Source organism: Massilia agilis, assembly GCF_024756255.1.
Lineage (GTDB): Bacteria > Pseudomonadota > Gammaproteobacteria > Burkholderiales > Burkholderiaceae_D > Telluria > Telluria agilis.
The window spans coordinates 1,336,160-1,350,337 of the sequence record NZ_JANUHB010000001.1 but is presented as its reverse complement, the minus strand read 5'-3'; the positions used below and the strand labels follow the sequence as shown (position 1 = coordinate 1,350,337).

General features: G+C 67.8%; 15 protein-coding genes and 1 tRNA gene. 2 read left to right on the top strand and 14 right to left on the bottom strand.

The genetic code is table 11. The annotated features are described in order from the left end of the window. Nucleotides 1-197: 197 nt before the first annotated feature. From NX774_RS06100 to NX774_RS06080, 5 genes are all read right to left on the bottom strand, one after another. Nucleotides 198-1,244: an aldo/keto reductase gene (locus NX774_RS06100; RefSeq protein WP_258821261.1), complete on the bottom strand. Its 1,047-nt coding sequence runs from the start codon at nt 1,242-1,244 to the stop codon at nt 198-200. Nucleotides 1,245-1,255: 11 nt separating this feature from the next. Then, nucleotides 1,256-2,293, bottom strand: coding sequence for a quinone-dependent dihydroorotate dehydrogenase (locus tag NX774_RS06095; RefSeq protein WP_258821260.1), 1,038 nt, complete (start codon nt 2,291-2,293; stop codon nt 1,256-1,258). A 160-nt stretch (nt 2,294-2,453) separates the two neighbouring features. Further along, nucleotides 2,454-3,182 carry an arginyltransferase gene (locus NX774_RS06090; RefSeq protein ID WP_258821259.1) on the bottom strand — a complete coding sequence of 243 codons (729 nt, stop codon included), beginning with the start codon at nt 3,180-3,182 and terminating at the stop codon, nt 2,454-2,456. Between the two features lie 53 nt (nt 3,183-3,235). Continuing rightward, nucleotides 3,236-3,964 carry a leucyl/phenylalanyl-tRNA--protein transferase gene (gene aat, locus NX774_RS06085; protein ID WP_258821258.1) on the bottom strand — a complete coding sequence of 243 codons (729 nt, stop codon included), beginning with the start codon at nt 3,962-3,964 and terminating at the stop codon, nt 3,236-3,238. A 5-nt stretch (nt 3,965-3,969) separates the two neighbouring features. After that, nucleotides 3,970-4,551, bottom strand: coding sequence for an NUDIX hydrolase (locus NX774_RS06080; RefSeq protein WP_258821257.1), 582 nt, complete (start codon nt 4,549-4,551; stop codon nt 3,970-3,972). A gap of 237 nt (nt 4,552-4,788) precedes the next feature. Between NX774_RS06080 and NX774_RS06075 the strand changes: the two genes are divergently transcribed. Continuing rightward, nucleotides 4,789-4,865: transfer RNA gene (locus NX774_RS06075), tRNA-Met, on the top strand. 53 nt (nt 4,866-4,918) lie between these two features. On the opposite strand, the gene NX774_RS06070 is transcribed toward NX774_RS06075, so the two are convergent. Together NX774_RS06070 and NX774_RS06065 are read right to left on the bottom strand one after the other, a co-directional pair. After that, nucleotides 4,919-5,674, bottom strand: a complete 756-nt coding sequence (locus NX774_RS06070) for a porin family protein (RefSeq protein WP_258821256.1) — start codon at nt 5,672-5,674, stop codon at nt 4,919-4,921. Nucleotides 5,675-5,797: 123 nt separating this feature from the next. Next, nucleotides 5,798-6,505, bottom strand: coding sequence for a hypothetical protein (locus NX774_RS06065; protein ID WP_258821255.1), 708 nt, complete (start codon nt 6,503-6,505; stop codon nt 5,798-5,800). Between the two features lie 263 nt (nt 6,506-6,768). Here NX774_RS06065 and NX774_RS06060 point away from each other — a divergent pair, with 263 nt between their 5' ends. After that, the gene (locus tag NX774_RS06060) at nt 6,769-7,182 is read left to right on the top strand and encodes a T6SS immunity protein Tdi1 domain-containing protein (RefSeq protein ID WP_258821254.1); all 414 of its coding nucleotides are present in this window, start codon (nt 6,769-6,771) and stop codon (nt 7,180-7,182) included. A gap of 39 nt (nt 7,183-7,221) precedes the next feature. Here NX774_RS06060 and NX774_RS06055 read toward each other — a convergent pair whose 3' ends face one another. The 7 genes from NX774_RS06055 to coaBC all read right to left on the bottom strand — a co-directional run bounded on the left by NX774_RS06055 (nt 7,222) and on the right by coaBC (nt 14,162). Beyond that, the gene (locus NX774_RS06055) at nt 7,222-8,247 is read right to left on the bottom strand and encodes an outer membrane beta-barrel protein (protein ID WP_258821253.1); all 1,026 of its coding nucleotides are present in this window, start codon (nt 8,245-8,247) and stop codon (nt 7,222-7,224) included. Between the two features lie 108 nt (nt 8,248-8,355). Then, on the bottom strand, nt 8,356-9,243 hold the full coding sequence (locus NX774_RS06050; RefSeq protein ID WP_258821252.1) for a DNA-3-methyladenine glycosylase family protein: 888 nt from the start codon (nt 9,241-9,243) through the stop codon (nt 8,356-8,358). Next, nucleotides 9,244-10,146, bottom strand: coding sequence for a DMT family transporter (locus tag NX774_RS06045; RefSeq protein WP_258821251.1), 903 nt, complete (start codon nt 10,144-10,146; stop codon nt 9,244-9,246). A gap of 76 nt (nt 10,147-10,222) precedes the next feature. Next, on the bottom strand, nt 10,223-11,230 hold the full coding sequence (locus NX774_RS06040; RefSeq protein WP_258821250.1) for an XdhC family protein: 1,008 nt from the start codon (nt 11,228-11,230) through the stop codon (nt 10,223-10,225). A gap of 157 nt (nt 11,231-11,387) precedes the next feature. Beyond that, complete coding sequence (locus tag NX774_RS06035; RefSeq protein ID WP_258821249.1) at nt 11,388-12,470, bottom strand: M48 family metallopeptidase; 1,083 nt, start codon at nt 12,468-12,470, stop codon at nt 11,388-11,390. Nucleotides 12,471-12,482: 12 nt separating this feature from the next. Next, nucleotides 12,483-12,932 (bottom strand): dUTP diphosphatase, encoded by a 450-nt coding sequence (dut, locus tag NX774_RS06030; protein WP_258821248.1) that lies wholly within the window; start codon nt 12,930-12,932, stop codon nt 12,483-12,485. A gap of 9 nt (nt 12,933-12,941) precedes the next feature. Next, on the bottom strand, nt 12,942-14,162 hold the full coding sequence (gene coaBC / locus NX774_RS06025; protein WP_258821451.1) for a bifunctional phosphopantothenoylcysteine decarboxylase/phosphopantothenate--cysteine ligase CoaBC: 1,221 nt from the start codon (nt 14,160-14,162) through the stop codon (nt 12,942-12,944). Nucleotides 14,163-14,178: the final 16 nt, after the last annotated feature.

Genomic DNA, 14,178 nt, shown 5'->3' with positions numbered 1-14,178 from the left:
GCCGCACGCTCAGCATGGGTCCCGGCTTGCGCCGGGACGACGGTTTTTTTGGGGGGCTTGTGCGGACGCAGGTTGGCTGCACGCGCAGCATGGGTCCCCGCCTGCGCGGGGACGACGGTTGTGGGGGCGGTGGCTTGTGCGAATGCAGGTTGGCTGCACGCGCAGCATGGGTCCCGGCGTGCGCCGGGACGACGGTTTTACTGGCCGGGGTTGGTGTAGCGCGCGTGGATCGCGTCGATCTGGTCCAGCACGTGCTGCGGCAGCGTGATCTGCTCGGCGTCGATGTTTTCCTTCAGCTGCGCCAGGCTGGTCGCGCCAATGATGGTCGAGGCCACGAACCAGCGCGAGTAGCACCACGCCAGCGCCATCTGCGCCGGGCTCAATCCGTTGGCACGCGCCAGCGCCGCATATTCCTTGGTCGCCTCGATCACCGCCGGGCGCAGGTAGCGCGGGCTCCACGTGGGCGGGAAGATCGACAGGCGGCCCACCGCCTTCGGGTCGTCGATGTACTTGGCCGTCAACTGGCCGAACGCGAGCGGACTGTAGGCCAGGAGGCTCACCTTCTCGCGGTAGCAGGCTTCGTCCAGCAGGCTGGTTTCGAACGCGCGCGCGGTCAGGTTGTACAGGTTCTGGATGGTGGCGATGCGCGGCAGGCCCTTGGTCTCGGCCTGCTTGACGTACTCGCACACGCCCCAGGCGCTCTCGTTGGAGACGCCCACGTGCCGGATCTTGCCGGCCTTGACCATCTCGTCCAGCGCGCCCAAGGTCTCTTCGATCGCCACGCCCGGGCGCTCCTTTTCGGGCACGAACGCGTTGGCGCCGAAGATCGGCAGGTTGCGGCTGGGCCAGTGGACCTGGTACAGGTCGATGTAGTCGGTCTGCAGGCGGCGCAGGCTGTCCTCGACCGCCTGGCGCACGTCGGCCGCGCCCAAGTTGTGCTGCGCGCCGCGGATCCAGTCGATGGCCGGATTCGGCCCGGCGATCTTGGAAGCGAGGATGATCTGGCTGCGTTTTCCGCTTTTCTTGAGCCAGCTGCCGATGAAGCGCTCGGTCGAGCCCTGCGTCTCTGCGCGGCCCGGCACCGGATACATCTCGGCGGTGTCGACGAAGTTGATGCCGCGCTCGAGCGCGTAGTCGAGCTGGCTGTGGGCATCGCCCTCGGTGTTCTGCTGGCCGAAGGTCATCGTGCCCAGGCAGACCCGGGTCACGTGCAGGTCGGTGCTGCCTAGCTGGTGCTTTTGCATGGGTACTCCAATCAGGCTTTGAGGGCCGCCGCGCATTCGCGCACGAGGGCCGGGCCGGCGTAAATCAGGCCGCTGTACAGCTGCACGAGCGACGCGCCGGCGTCGATCTTGGCTTGGGCGTCGCCGCCGCGCATGATGCCGCCCACGCCGATGATCGGGATCTCGTTGCCAAGCTCCTGCTTCAGGCCGCGGATCACGGTGTTGGACAGCTCGAATACCGGCGCGCCGGACAGGCCGCCGGTCTCGCTCCCGTGGGGCATGCCTTGCACGGCATCGCGCGAGAGGGTGGTGTTGGTGGCGATGACGCCGTCGATCTTGTGGCGCAGGAGCGCGTCGGCGATGTTGCGGACCTGGTCGGCGTCGATGTCGGGCGCGATCTTGAGCGTGATCGGCACGTAGCGGCCGTGCTGGTCCGCCAGGCGCGCCTGCTCGCTCTTGAGCTGCGACAGCAGGGCGTCCAGTTCGGAAGCGCCCTGCAGCTGGCGCAGGTTCTTGGTGTTGGGCGAGGAGATGTTGACCGTGACGTAGCTCGCGTACGGATAGACCTTGCGCAGGCAGATCAGGTAGTCGTCGGCGGCGCGCTCGATCGGGGTGTCGGCGTTCTTGCCGATGTTCAGGCCCAGCACGCCGAGCTTGTCCTGGTAAAAGCGCGAGGCCTGGACGTTGGCGACAAAGGCGTCCACGCCGCCGTTGTTAAAGCCCATGCGGTTGATGATGCCCTGCGCCTGCGGCAGGCGGAACATGCGCGGGCGCGGGTTGCCCGGCTGCGCGCGCGGGGTCACCGTGCCCACTTCGATGAAGCCGAAGCCCAGCGCGGCCAGGCCATCGATGTAGGCGCCGTCCTTGTCCAGGCCGGCCGCCAGGCCCACCGGGTTGGGGAAGGTGATGCCCATGACGGTGCGCGGATCGGGCGCCGGGCGCGCGTGGTGGCGCAGCAGGCCCAGGCTTTCGGCGCGGCGCAGCGCCGGCAGGGTCAGGTTGTGGGCCGTTTCGGGGTCGAGGGAAAACAGCAGTGGGCGGGTGAGGGCGTACAGGAGCTTGTCGGACATGGGGCACTCGAAAAGGAATGCCCGACATTTTACCGTAGGGTGGGCGGGTCTCCCGCCCACGCGTTCAGATCAGGTCAATCCGGCCTGCGCCCCGGGCAGTTCCAGCGAAGCGTGAACGCGTGGGCAGGAAACCTGCCCACCCTACGGGAGCCGGTCGCGTTCAGCGGTCCAGCACGTCCCACACGCCGTCGATGCGCGCTTCCAGCGGCCGGAAGTTGATCTTGTAGGCCATCTTGGGGCTCTGCTCGATCCAGTAGCCCAGGTACACGTAGGGCAGCCCGAGCTCGTGCGCCTGGTCCACCTGCCACATGACGTTGTAGGTGCCGTACGAGGCGCCGGGCACGTCGGGATCGAAGAAGGTGTACACGGACGAGAGCCCGTCGGACAGCACGTCGATGATCGACACCATGCGCAAGGTGCCGTCCGGCTCGCGGAACTCAACCAGGCGGGTGTTGACGCGGCTTTGCAGCAGGAACTGCGCGTACTGGTCGCGGCTGTCCTGGTCCATGCCGCCGCCGGCGTGGCGCGTGGTCTGGTAGCGCAGGTAGAGCGCGTAGTGCTCGTCCGAGAACGACAGGTTGGCCACCATGGCCACCAGGCCGGCGTGGCGCTTCCAGGCGCGGCGCTGGCCGCGGCTGGGCGTGAAGTCGGCGGTGCGCACGCGCACCGGGATGCAGGCGCGGCAGCCGTCGCAATACGGGCGGTAGGTGAAGATGCCGCTGCGGCGAAACCCGTTCTTGACCAGTTCGGAATACACGTCGGCATTGATCAGGTGCGACGGGGTGGCGACCTGCGAGCGCGCCTGGCGCGCGTCGAGGTAGCTGCACGGGTAGGGCGCCGTCGTGTAGAACTGCAGCGTAGAGAAGGGCAGGTCGTTTAGGTGCGTCATGCAAATGCTCTCTTGGCGACGTGTGAGCTCATTCTAGCGAAAGTTCGCAATTCTCAGCGTTCGGCAGCGAACGGTGGCACCACTTGCCAGTCGGTGATCGCCGGCTCGCGGATGGCTGCGCGCAGGTGCTGGACGAAGCGCTCGCGCGAAATCGGCGCCGCGCCAAGCGAAGCCAGGTGCGCCGTCTCCTGCTGGCAGTCGATCATGCGCACGCCATGCTGGCGCAGGAATGCGACCAGGTAGGCCAGCGCGACCTTGGACGCGTCCGACACGCGCGCGAACATCGACTCGCCGTAGAACATGCGGCCAATGCACACGCCGTAGGCGCCGCCGACCAGCTGGCCGTCCAGCCACACTTCGGACGAGTGCGCGTAGCCCATCTGGTGCAGGCCGGTGTAGCCGTCGATGATGTCCTCGGAAATCCAGGTGCCGGGACCGTCCTTGCGCGGGGCGGCGCAGGCGCGCATCACGGCTTCGAAGCAGGTGTCGAAGCGCACGTCCCAGCGTCCGCCGGCGGTGCGGCTGCGCTCGACGCGGCGCAGCGTTTTCTTGAGGCTGTCGCTGATCTTGAAGTCATCGGTGTACAGCACCATGCGCGGGTCGGTGCTCCACCACAGGATCGGCTGGCCCTCGGAGAACCACGGAAAGATCCCGTTCTGGTAGGCCAGCAGCAGCCGCTGTGGCGACAGGTCGGCCCCGGCCGCAAGCAGGCCCGGCGCGTCGATGGTCAATGCCTCGGACACGTCGGGGAACGGCGTATTTGTCTCGAGCCAGGGGATCATGGGGGTCAGCCGGGGGCGCCGGCCATGCGCATGGGGCGCACGATGTCTTGACTATGGAAACCGTAGCTGCCGCCTTCCCTCATTTTGACGCGGTCCGCAAAGAACAGTTCCAGCGTGGTACGGATGGTCGGGAAGGCGAGCTCGTCCCAGGGGATCTCGCGCTCGGAAAACAGCTGCACCTCGAGGCTTTCGATGCCGGGCGCAAAGTCGAGGTCGCGCAGGCGGGCCAGGTAGAACAGGTGCACCTGGTGCACATGGGCAACGTTGAGCAGGGTGAACAGTTGTCCGAGCTCGATGTGGGCCCCGGCTTCCTCCTCGGTTTCGCGCACGGCGGCCTCGGCGGTGGTCTCGGCGTTTTCCATGAAGCCGGCCGGCAAGGTCCAGTAGCCGTAACGGGGTTCGATCGCGCGCTTGCACAGCAACACCTTGAGTTCGCCGTCGCCTTCCCAGACCGGGATCGAGCCGATCACCAGCTTGGGATTCTGGTAATGGATGGCATCGCAGTGCGTGCACACGTAGCGCGGCCGGTTGTCGCCTTCGGGAATGGCCAGCGCGACCGGGTGGGCGCACTCGGAACAGAATTTCATAGGTAGCGCGAGAAATGGTATTGCGCTTACTTTACACTGATTGCGCCCGCTGCGCCGCAGTTGACGGACGCGCCAACCCGGCAGTACCGCGCGTCGCATCTGCCGCCACCATGCGCGCCTGCCGGCAACAATGCGTCTTGCATGTGCGCTGCCGGAGGTCATCTGCTGCAATCGCACATCGCGGAAGGATTAAGTTTGCCTAATCCAGCGAAGGGGCGTATAATGCGAAGCATCAGACGCGGGGTGGAGCAGTCTGGCAGCTCGTCGGGCTCATAACCCGAAGGTCACAGGTTCAAATCCTGTCCCCGCAACCAGATTCAAAACGCCGCCGGTGCTTACAGCCCGGCGGCGTTTTTCATTTCCGTCCTCAAAATCGCATGCCGAGCCCGGCATACAGGCCGCCCGTCTTCAGGTTATACATGAGCTGGGTCTTCTGGAAGTCGGTGCTCAGGATGCGGTAGCCGAATTTGGCATTGATGTCCTCGTCGATGCGCCAGGTGGCGCCCAGCAAGGCCTGCCAGGTGCTGTTGCTGCCACCACCGCCATAGTCGGCGTAGATGTTGATCCACCAGTCGCGGTCGAGCCGGTGCTCGACGCGAAAGCCGGCAATGCCGTCGGTCCAGTGTTCATTGTGGCTGCACTTGACGCACGAGAACTGGGCGACGCTCTGCGGCTGGGTCACGTCGATGTCGAGCGAGGAAAAGCGCACCCCGGCCACCAGGTCGAAGTGGGTGTCCGGGTCGTTCGACAGCCGGTAGGCGCCGGCCAGCTGCGCGACGCTGTAGGTGCCATCGGGCGAAGTGCGGCCAGGCTCGCCGTGGCGCAGCGGGTCGGAGTCGCGCGACTGGCCGATGCCGGTGAGGTTGACCAGCACGCCCCAGCGGCCGCGGCCCGCGTCCATGCTGAAGCTGGCTGCGTTCAGGCGCATGTTGCCGAAACTGTCGTTGAAGTGCGCGACCGGCGCCGCCGGGGATGGCCGCAGGTAGCCACTGGCGGCGGTGGCCCACAGGGCCGGACCGACCTCGAACTGCCATTGATCGGACATGGACTCTTGCGCGTGCGCTGCCGCCACCAGCGCGAAGGCGCCGATGGCCAGGCCGGGCTTGCTAAGCGGGTGCGACATGGCGTTGCTCCTCGGACGGGGGACGCGCGCGGCCGGCGCGCCTGCTCTGCCATTTGGAGACGCCGGATGCGGCGGCGGTTGCAGCCGCCGCTCTGACAGGGATCAATGCGCCCGTGAAGCTGGTTACGGCGTGCCGCCCTGGCTGGCGCTCTCGACAGTGTAGCCGCGGCTCGTCATGCACCTGGCAAACGCGCGGTTGAAGACATCGGCAGTGTTGTTTTGGGCCATCTGGGTGCCGCCGGCGCCGGTTGCACCTGCCGCACCGCTTGCTCCCGTTGCGCCGGCGCCCGACATGCCCGCACCAGCCGCGCCGCCGGTCGATGCCGCCCCAGCAGCGCCCGTTTCACCGGTACTGCCGCTGGCGCCCATGGCACCGCCGCCGCCCGCCATGCCGCCCTGGGCGCCCGTCTGCCCGCCACCGGCCATACCGCCCTGCGCGCCCATCTGGCCGCCACCGCCGCCGGTTTGCCCGCCGCCCGACGTGCCCATGGCGCCCGCTTGCGCAGGCTGGGTGCCGGTTTCGCTGCCGGCGCCGGTTGCGCCGCCACCGGACGAACCCATCGCCATCGTCGGCGCTTCAATCGGGACGCTGGTAATACCCTTGCCCGGTTGCAGGGGCGTGGCGTTTTCGGCCAGGACGTAGGGGTCCAGTCCGGTACGCTTGCGCGCGGTGGTAACGCAGGCCGATTCGTCCCTGCTTTGCCGGTCCGCGCTCTGGCCATGGGCTGGCCGGGCCTGCGGCAGTTGCATCTGCGCCTGGGCCTGCGCCAGCGCGCCCCCGGTCGCGGCCAGCAGCGCAGCTGCCAGCGCTAAACGTATTGTTCGGTTCATGACAAAAGTCTCCTGTATCCGGTGGCGGATTGCCTGCCGCTGCATCGAATGTAGGCAAGCGGCACCGCCGCGCCAATTGGACCTTGGCCTTATCGTTTTCCCCTGAGCAGCTTCAGTTCGTTTGTCTGCGGCAAGCGTCGGCGCCCTCGATTTGCATCAAGTCCCGTGCATGCTGACGCGACAGTAGCGCACCGGCGCTGTCGAAGGAGTTGCTGGGGCTGCCTGAGGGCGCCCGTGGTATTCATGGATGCGGAGCGTGATCGATGATTACTGTTGACGAAATTAACGAAGCGTGGGGTTGGTGCGGGCTGACCGCCGTCGAAGTGCTCGGTGAAAACGCCTTCGGCAACCTGATCATCCGCGACGAGGATGGCCGGTTCTGGCGTCTGCGGCCGCAGGACCTGTGCTGCGAGCCACTGGCCGAGGACCAGGCGGCGTTCGACGCGCTGGCCTACAACCAGGCTTTCCTGAACGACTGGTACATGCCCGAGGTGGTGCACCTGGCCGAGACCACGCTGGGGCCGCTGGCGGCCGGGCGCAAGTATTGCCTCAAGATACCGAGCGCGCTGGGCGGCCATTACGGGCGCGACAACCTGGCCACCGTGCCATTGACCGAGCTGATCCGTTTTTCGGGGGAGGGCGCGCAGCAGTTCGACGGCCTGCCACGCTGGGACTGAGCGGTTCGGCCAGGCGCCAATGTGTTTGCCGCACGGGCGCTAGTTGCCGAAGGCGTGGCTCAGGCCCAGGTGGAACAAATCGCGGTCGTTCGATTCGCGAAAGGTTTTCACCCGGTGGAACGCAAACCAGGCCTTGGTGTTCTCGGACAGGTTGCGTTCGAACTGCAAGGTGATCAGCCCGTGCACGCCGGTGCGGTTGCCCTCGCGTCGGTTTTCCGCAAAGTAGGGGCCGATGCCGGCCTGGGCCGACCAGCTGGGCGTGAGCGGCTGCACGAACCAGAACTGCGCCGCCACGCCGCGCCGGTCCACGCGCACCCGGTCGTCGCCTTCGAAAATGCCCTTGAACGACATGGCCCACTTGCCGCCATACTGCTTGGCTTCGAAGATGGCGCCGTTGGCGTCCTGGGTGCCGGACTGGCTGGTGAACGAGCGGCCATACGAGGCGCCGAGCCACAGGCGGCTGCGCGCGAAGTCGGTTTCCGGAAACGGCGGCACGTCCGTGAAATGGCGGCCGATGCCGACCATCAGCGCGTCGGAATGAAAGGTGTCGCGAATTGCTACGTGGTTGTAGCCCAGCCGCAGGTGCGCGCCCTTGGCCCACCAGTCGAGCGGGTAGCACAAGGCCGCGCTGTACAGGATGCCGCGGCGCGCCTGGTCGATCTGCACGCCGCCCTGGGTGGTGGTGTTCATGCTCGTGTACGGCCCCACCGACAGTTCGGCCGTGAGCGCATCGCCGAACCGGCGGGTGTAGGTGAACTGGAAGGCGAAGCCGTCACGGTGGTTGTTGTCCGGGTGGCCCTCGTTGTAGTACACGAAGTCGATGCGCGCAGTGGATTTGCCTTCGATCGTATCCTCGCCGACGATGTGCGGGTTCAGGTCGCGGCCGGCGCGCACCTCGAAGGCACGCCAGCGCATCCCGGTGTGGCCGGTGGCCTGGGGGCCGTCGATGTGGCCGTTGCCTGCCTGGACGGACAGGTAGGCGCCGCGCTGGTCGGCGTCGAACAGTTGCGCGTACGACGGCGCACAGGCGGCGAGCAGCGGCAGCAGCAGGAGTTGCGATTTCATCGTCATGCCTTTCCCCGTGGTTCTAGCCAAGGGGAACAGTATCGCGACCGGGCTGTCAGGCGGTTTGCGCTAGGGCAAGACTAGTTCGCTTGAGCCTGCTTGCATGGATCAGCCGGCTGGCTGGTTGAGGCTGGCCCACAGGTAGGCGGCGGCCATGGTCCGGTGCGGCGCGTAGCGCGCCAGCAGCACTTCGGTGCGCGCCAGGTCGGGCTTGCTGTCCTCGCCCAGCAGGCGCTGCAGCGCCGCGCGGATCGCCACGTCGCCATGCAGCGAGCAGTCGGCGTAGCCGTAGCCGCGCAGCAGGGTGTAGTTGACGGTCCAGGGACCAATGCCTTTGACCTCCAGCAGCGCGTGCGCGGCGCGCACCGGATCGTCGTCGCGCGCGAGCGACAGTTCGCCGCTGTCCGCCAGCCGCGCCACGCGCAGCAGCGTCTCGGCCTTGGCGCGCGAGAACTTGCGGCTGGTGAGGGCGTCGAGATCCAGTCGCGCCACGTCGGCCGCCTCGGGATAGCACCACAAGCCGCTCGCGTGCTGGCGTCCGGCCTGCTGGATGAAGGTGCGGCGCAGTGCGATCGCAAACGGCAGGTTGATCTGCTGGCCGATGATCGCCCAGGTGAGTGCCTCGAACACGGTGGCCGACTGCACGATGCGCAGGCCCGGCATGCGCTGCACGACCGCGCCGAGCAGGGCGTCGCCGTGCACTGCTTGCATGAACGGTGCGGGATCGATGCGCAGGCCGAGGATGTTCAGGAGGGCCTCGTGCGCCACCGCGTGCAGCCGCTTGCTGACTTTGCCGCCGGTGTCGATGCGGCATTGCGCGGCCTGGCTGCCGATCTCCACCTCGAGTACGACCGGCACGCCGTCGAACATCACGCCCTTGCGCAGGGAGGTGGCCGCTACCTGTTCGGCGACGCACTCGCCGTCGCGGCGATGGAAGTCGAGCACGTCCTCGCTGCGGTAGGCAGCGGGCAGCGGGATCGCCAGCGTGGCCGCCATCTATTTGCCCGCGGCCACGGCCGGGGCGCGGCCGAAGCGCGGCGTGAAACCGGTGACGAGGGCGGTCCCGACCAGCACGATGGCCGCGCCGGCGACGGTGTACCAGCCGACCACTTCGCCCAGGAACAGCGAGCCCCACAGGATGCGGAACACCGGGTTGAGGAAGGTGACGGTCAGGGCCGAGGTGGGGCCGATCTCCTCGATCAGGCGGAAGTACAGCAGGTAGGCGATGCCACTGCACAGCACGCCAAGCGCGACCACGCTGGCCGCGACGGTGAGCGTGGGTTGGCCTGGCTGCGGGAAGAACGGCAGCGCAGGCAGCACCAGCAGGGCCGCGGCCCACATCGAGCCGTGGGCGTTGGCGAACGGCGCCACGCTCCTGGCCGAGCGCGCGTAGGTGGTCGCAATGCCGTAGCTGCAGGCGGCGGCGAGCGTGGCCACCAGCGCGATGCCGGCGCCGGGCTTGGCGGACACCTTGTCGAAGCCTGCCAGCACGGCCACGCCAACGGTGCCCAGCACCAGCCCGAGCGCCGTGCGGGCCTTGATCGGCTGGCGACCCCAGACCGCGCCGATGATGGCGCCCCACATCGGCGCGGTCGCGTTCACCACCGACATCACGGACGCGGACAGCGTGCGCGCCGAGAACGCGAACAGCAGGAAGGGCAGGGCGGAATTGAAGAAGCCAAGGACCAGGAAGTGCTTCCAGTTCTCGCGCAGGTTCAGGGGAGCGGCGCGGCGGCGCAGCACCAGCCCCACCACCATCAGGAACAGCGCGGCGAGCAGCACGCGCCATTCGATCAGCACGGCCGGGCCGAGCACCGGTGCGCTGATGCGCATGAACAGGAACGAGCCGCCCCAGATGGCGGCGAGCGTGACGAGTCGAATCAGGTTGGCAGTGTTCATTCTTGTTGTGTGGTGTGACCAGGCGCGTATTGTGACGACGGCCGGCGCGCGCGGCCAGCCGTTTCTTGCGTTCGAATCAGGGCAGGGTGCAGCCTGCGGTGCCAGCCGGCGCGGCCACCGCGTGCGGCACCAGCAGGCCGGCAGGGACGGCGTTCTTCACCGCCGTCATCTCGGCCAGGATCGAGATCGCGATTTCGGCCGGCGTCTTGCTGCCGATGTAGATGCCGACCGGGCCGTGCAGGCGTGCCAGCTGTTCGTCGGTGAGGTCGAACAGCTTGAGGCGTTCGCGGCGCTTGGCGTTGTTCAGGCGCGAGCCGATCGCGCCGACGTAGAAGGCATCGGACTTGAGCGCCTCCATCAGCGCCAGGTCGTCGAGCTTGGGGTCATGGGTGAGCGCCACCACGGCGCTGCGCGCATCCAGGTGTGCCTCGATCACCAGGTCGTCGGGCATCACATGCACCAGCTCCACGCCGGGCACGTCCCAGCCGCTGCGGTATTCCTCGCGCGGGTCGCACACCGTGACCCGGTAGTCCATGGCGCTGGCGACCTGCGCCAGGAAGCGCGACAACTGGCCGGCGCCGATAATGAACAGGCGCCAGCGCGGGCCGTGCACGGTCACCAGCAGGTTGCCGTCGATATGCAGCGCGCTGTCGGCGCTGGCGCTGGCCAGGCTGACCGCGCCGGTCCGCAGGTCGATGCGGCGCTCGACGGTGTGGCCGTGCGCGAGCCGGTCGAGCAGTTCGGGAATGCCGCTGGCGGCCGACAGCGGCTCGACCACCAGCTGGATCGTGCCGCCGCAGGGCAGGCCGAAGCGGCGTGCCTGGTCGGCGCTGATGCCGTAGTCGCGCAAGTAGGGGATGGTCTGGCTGATGCCGTCGCGCGCGACGCTGGCGATCAGGTCGTCCTCGATGCAGCCGCCCGAGACCGAGCCGACGATCTCGCCGCCCTCGCGGATCGCCAGCATGGCGCCCGGCGGGCGCGGGCTCGAGCCCCAGGTCTTGATGACGGTGACGAGTTCGCAGCGGTGGCCGGCAGCAAGCCAGGCGGCGGCGGTTTTCAGTACTTCGAGGTCGATGCTGTCCATGGGCGATTGCCAGTGCCGTCGATGCGGAAATGGCAATCATAGCGTAGGGTGGGCAGCTTTGCTGCCCACGCGTCCAAACAATCTCGGCACAGCCCGTGGGGCGGTAGCATCGGCGGCGCTTGAACGCGTGGGCAGCAAAGCTGCCCACCCTACGCCATCACGGAACCAGCGGCCTTTTGGAGGAGCGCTTGGTTTTCACTTCGGCGACGGCCCGGTTGATGGCAGCAACGCGCGCATCCACCGACGGGTGGTTGGCGGTGTACCCGTTGAGCACGGTGGCGGGCACGGTGGACGCAAGCCGCTTCCAGAAGTCGTCGTCGCCGTCGATGTTGTAGCCGGCGCGGGCCAGCATGTACACCGCCAGCCGGTCGGCCTGCGCGTCCATGTCGGCGGGCATGGCCTTGATGCCGCCGCTGCCGATCAGCATGGAGTCGTCCGGCTTGACGCGCACCAGGTTGTCGATGATGCTGCCGATGGTGGCCGAATTGCGCTGCGCCGCGGCGTGGCCAAGCACGTTGTGCGCAAGCCCGGTGGCGAGCACGTAGGCCAGTTCGTCGTCGCCGCGGGTGAACTCCATCATCCCGCGCGTGACCATGATGCGCTGGCCGTCGGCATAGGAGTTGACGTTGTCGGCGTTGCCCAGCTCGATGGCGTAGGCGCAGGCGCGCGTGACAGGAATCGTCAGCTCGCGGGTGGCGCCCTTGCGTTCGATGGTGAGCGGCAGCGCAGCCTGCGATGCGACCAGCGGCGCGAAGATGGCGCCGGCGCCGGACAGCGCATGGCGGCCGGTGGGCAGCGGCTTGGCGCCGGCGGCGACCAGGCCGTCGCCGACCTTCAGGCCCGCGCGCGCGGCGCCGCTGCCGGCGAGGACTTCGGTGACCTGCAGGCGCTCGTCCATGCCGAAGGCGACGTGCGCCGCTTCGTTGTATTCGCCCGGGTAGGAGTAGCGGTTCTTGGCGGTGAAGCCGAGCAGGTTGCGCGCGTGCGTCTTGCACAGCTCGGCGTTTTCGATCAGGAGCGGCGCCGCCACGTGGTACAGGCGTTCCTGCAGGGCCGCCATGCGCGTGAGGGTCTCGACGTTGGCGGCCATCTGCGGCGTCATGGCCGGCGCTTCGCGCGTGGGCTGGGCCGCGGTGGACGGGCCGGTCGGCTTCATCGGCGCCTGGGTGGCGCAGGCCGACAGCAGCAGGGCAACGGTGATTCCAAGCGCCGCGGGGCGCAGGCGATGGATGCGGCTCATGATTCTCCTCATTTATCCTTTTCCGGTGCTGCCGAAACCGCCGGCGCCCCGTTCAGTCGATTCGAACTCCTCCACCACGTTAAAGCCCACCTGCAGTACCGGGACGACGACCAGCTGGGCCAGCCGGTCCATGGGCTGCAGCGTGAAGGCCACCTGGCTGCGGTTCCAGGTCGAGACCATCAGCTGGCCCTGGTAATCGGAGTCGATCAAGCCTACCAGATTGCCCAAAACAATGCCGTTCTTATGGCCGAGCCCGCTGCGCGGCAGGATCATTGCCGCGTAGCCAGGGTCGGCCAGGTGGATCGCCAGGCCAGTGGGCACCAGGACGGTCTGGCCCGGTTCCAGCGTGAGCGGGGCGTCGATGCAGGCGCGCAGGTCCAGCCCCGCGCTGCCGGGCGTGGCGTACTGCGGCAGCTGGTCCTTCATGCGCGGGTCGAGGATCTTGATGTCGATGGATTTCATGCGTTGTTGTCAGGTAAGCAAAGAGCGCTGTTCGAGGCGCTTGGCAATTTCGGAGACCAGCTGGCGCGCCAGCACCAGCTTGGGGGCGCGCGGCAGGACCGTGTGGCCAGTTTCGTCGAACAGCACGATGCTGTTGTCATCCTGCCCGAAAGTGTGGTGGCCGATATTGCCGACCAACAGAGGAATGCCTTTTTTCTCGCGCTTGGCCGCGCCAAATTCGAGCAGGTTTTCCGATTCGGCGGCAAAGCCCACGCAGTAGGGCCATCCGGAGATGCTGGTGGTGGCGGCCACGGTGGCCAGGATGTCCGGGTTCTGCTCGAACCGGAGCTGGGGCGGCGCGCCGCCTTCCTGCTTCTTGACCTTCTGGTCGCTCGGGTTGGCCACGCGCCAGTCGGCCACGGCCGCCACGCCCACGAAGATATGCTGGCCGGGTACGGCGGCCATGACCGCGTCGTACATCTGGCGCGCGCTCTGCACGTCGATGCGGCGCACGCCGTGCGGCGTGGGCAGGGTGGTGGGGCCGGACACCAGCAGCACCTCGGCGCCGGCCTCGCGCGCGGCGCGCGCGACCGCATAGCCCATCTTGCCAGAGGAGAGGTTGGTGATGCCGCGCACCGGGTCGATCGGCTCGAAGGTCGGGCCGGCGGTGATCAACACGCGCTTGCCGGCCAATACCTTGGGCTGGAACGAGGCCACGAGCTCGTCGAGCAGGTCTTGCGGCTCGAGCATGCGGCCCAGGCCGGTTTCGCCGCAGGCTTGCTCGCCGGCGGCAGGACCGAGCACCTGGACGCCGTCCGCGCGCAGCCAGGCGACGTTGCGCTGCGTGGCCGGGTTCTCCCACATCTCCACGTTCATGGCGGGGGCGACCAGCAGCGGTACGTGGCGCGGGCGCGCCAGGCACAGGGTGGAGAGCAGGTCGTCGCAGGCGCCGTGCACGAGTTTGCGAATGAAGTCGGCCGAGCAGGGTGCGATGAGCACCGCGTCGGCCCCGCGCGTGAGGTCGATGTGGGCCATGTTGTTGGCCACGCGCGGGTCCCACTGATCGGTATAAACCGTATGTCCCGACAGCGCCTGCATGGTGACCGCGCCGATGAAGTGCGTGGCGGCCTCGGTCATCACCACCTGCACGCTGGCGCCTTGCTTGACCAGCGCGCGGCACAGCTCGGCGGCCTTGTAGCAGGCCACGCCGCCCGACAGGCCCAGTACGATCTTCTTGCCGTTCAGGTCCAGGCTCATTGGAGTGCCC

What these genes read in the sequence shown, in the direction of transcription:
- NX774_RS06100 (WP_258821261.1), bottom strand. Translation starts at nt 1,244, where the DNA reads ATGCAAAAGCACCAGCTAGGCAGCACCGACCTGCACGTGACCCGGGTC.
- NX774_RS06095 (WP_258821260.1), bottom strand. Translation starts at nt 2,293, where the DNA reads ATGTCCGACAAGCTCCTGTACGCCCTCACCCGCCCACTGCTGTTTTCC.
- NX774_RS06090 (WP_258821259.1), bottom strand. Translation starts at nt 3,182, where the DNA reads ATGACGCACCTAAACGACCTGCCCTTCTCTACGCTGCAGTTCTACACG.
- aat (WP_258821258.1), bottom strand. Translation starts at nt 3,964, where the DNA reads ATGATCCCCTGGCTCGAGACAAATACGCCGTTCCCCGACGTGTCCGAG.
- NX774_RS06080 (WP_258821257.1), bottom strand. Translation starts at nt 4,551, where the DNA reads ATGAAATTCTGTTCCGAGTGCGCCCACCCGGTCGCGCTGGCCATTCCC.
- NX774_RS06070 (WP_258821256.1), bottom strand. Translation starts at nt 5,674, where the DNA reads ATGTCGCACCCGCTTAGCAAGCCCGGCCTGGCCATCGGCGCCTTCGCG.
- NX774_RS06065 (WP_258821255.1), bottom strand. Translation starts at nt 6,505, where the DNA reads ATGAACCGAACAATACGTTTAGCGCTGGCAGCTGCGCTGCTGGCCGCG.
- NX774_RS06060 (WP_258821254.1), top strand. Translation starts at nt 6,769, where the DNA reads ATGATTACTGTTGACGAAATTAACGAAGCGTGGGGTTGGTGCGGGCTG.
- NX774_RS06055 (WP_258821253.1), bottom strand. Translation starts at nt 8,247, where the DNA reads ATGAAATCGCAACTCCTGCTGCTGCCGCTGCTCGCCGCCTGTGCGCCG.
- NX774_RS06050 (WP_258821252.1), bottom strand. Translation starts at nt 9,243, where the DNA reads ATGGCGGCCACGCTGGCGATCCCGCTGCCCGCTGCCTACCGCAGCGAG.
- NX774_RS06045 (WP_258821251.1), bottom strand. Translation starts at nt 10,146, where the DNA reads ATGAACACTGCCAACCTGATTCGACTCGTCACGCTCGCCGCCATCTGG.
- NX774_RS06040 (WP_258821250.1), bottom strand. Translation starts at nt 11,230, where the DNA reads ATGGACAGCATCGACCTCGAAGTACTGAAAACCGCCGCCGCCTGGCTT.
- NX774_RS06035 (WP_258821249.1), bottom strand. Translation starts at nt 12,470, where the DNA reads ATGAGCCGCATCCATCGCCTGCGCCCCGCGGCGCTTGGAATCACCGTT.
- dut (WP_258821248.1), bottom strand. Translation starts at nt 12,932, where the DNA reads ATGAAATCCATCGACATCAAGATCCTCGACCCGCGCATGAAGGACCAG.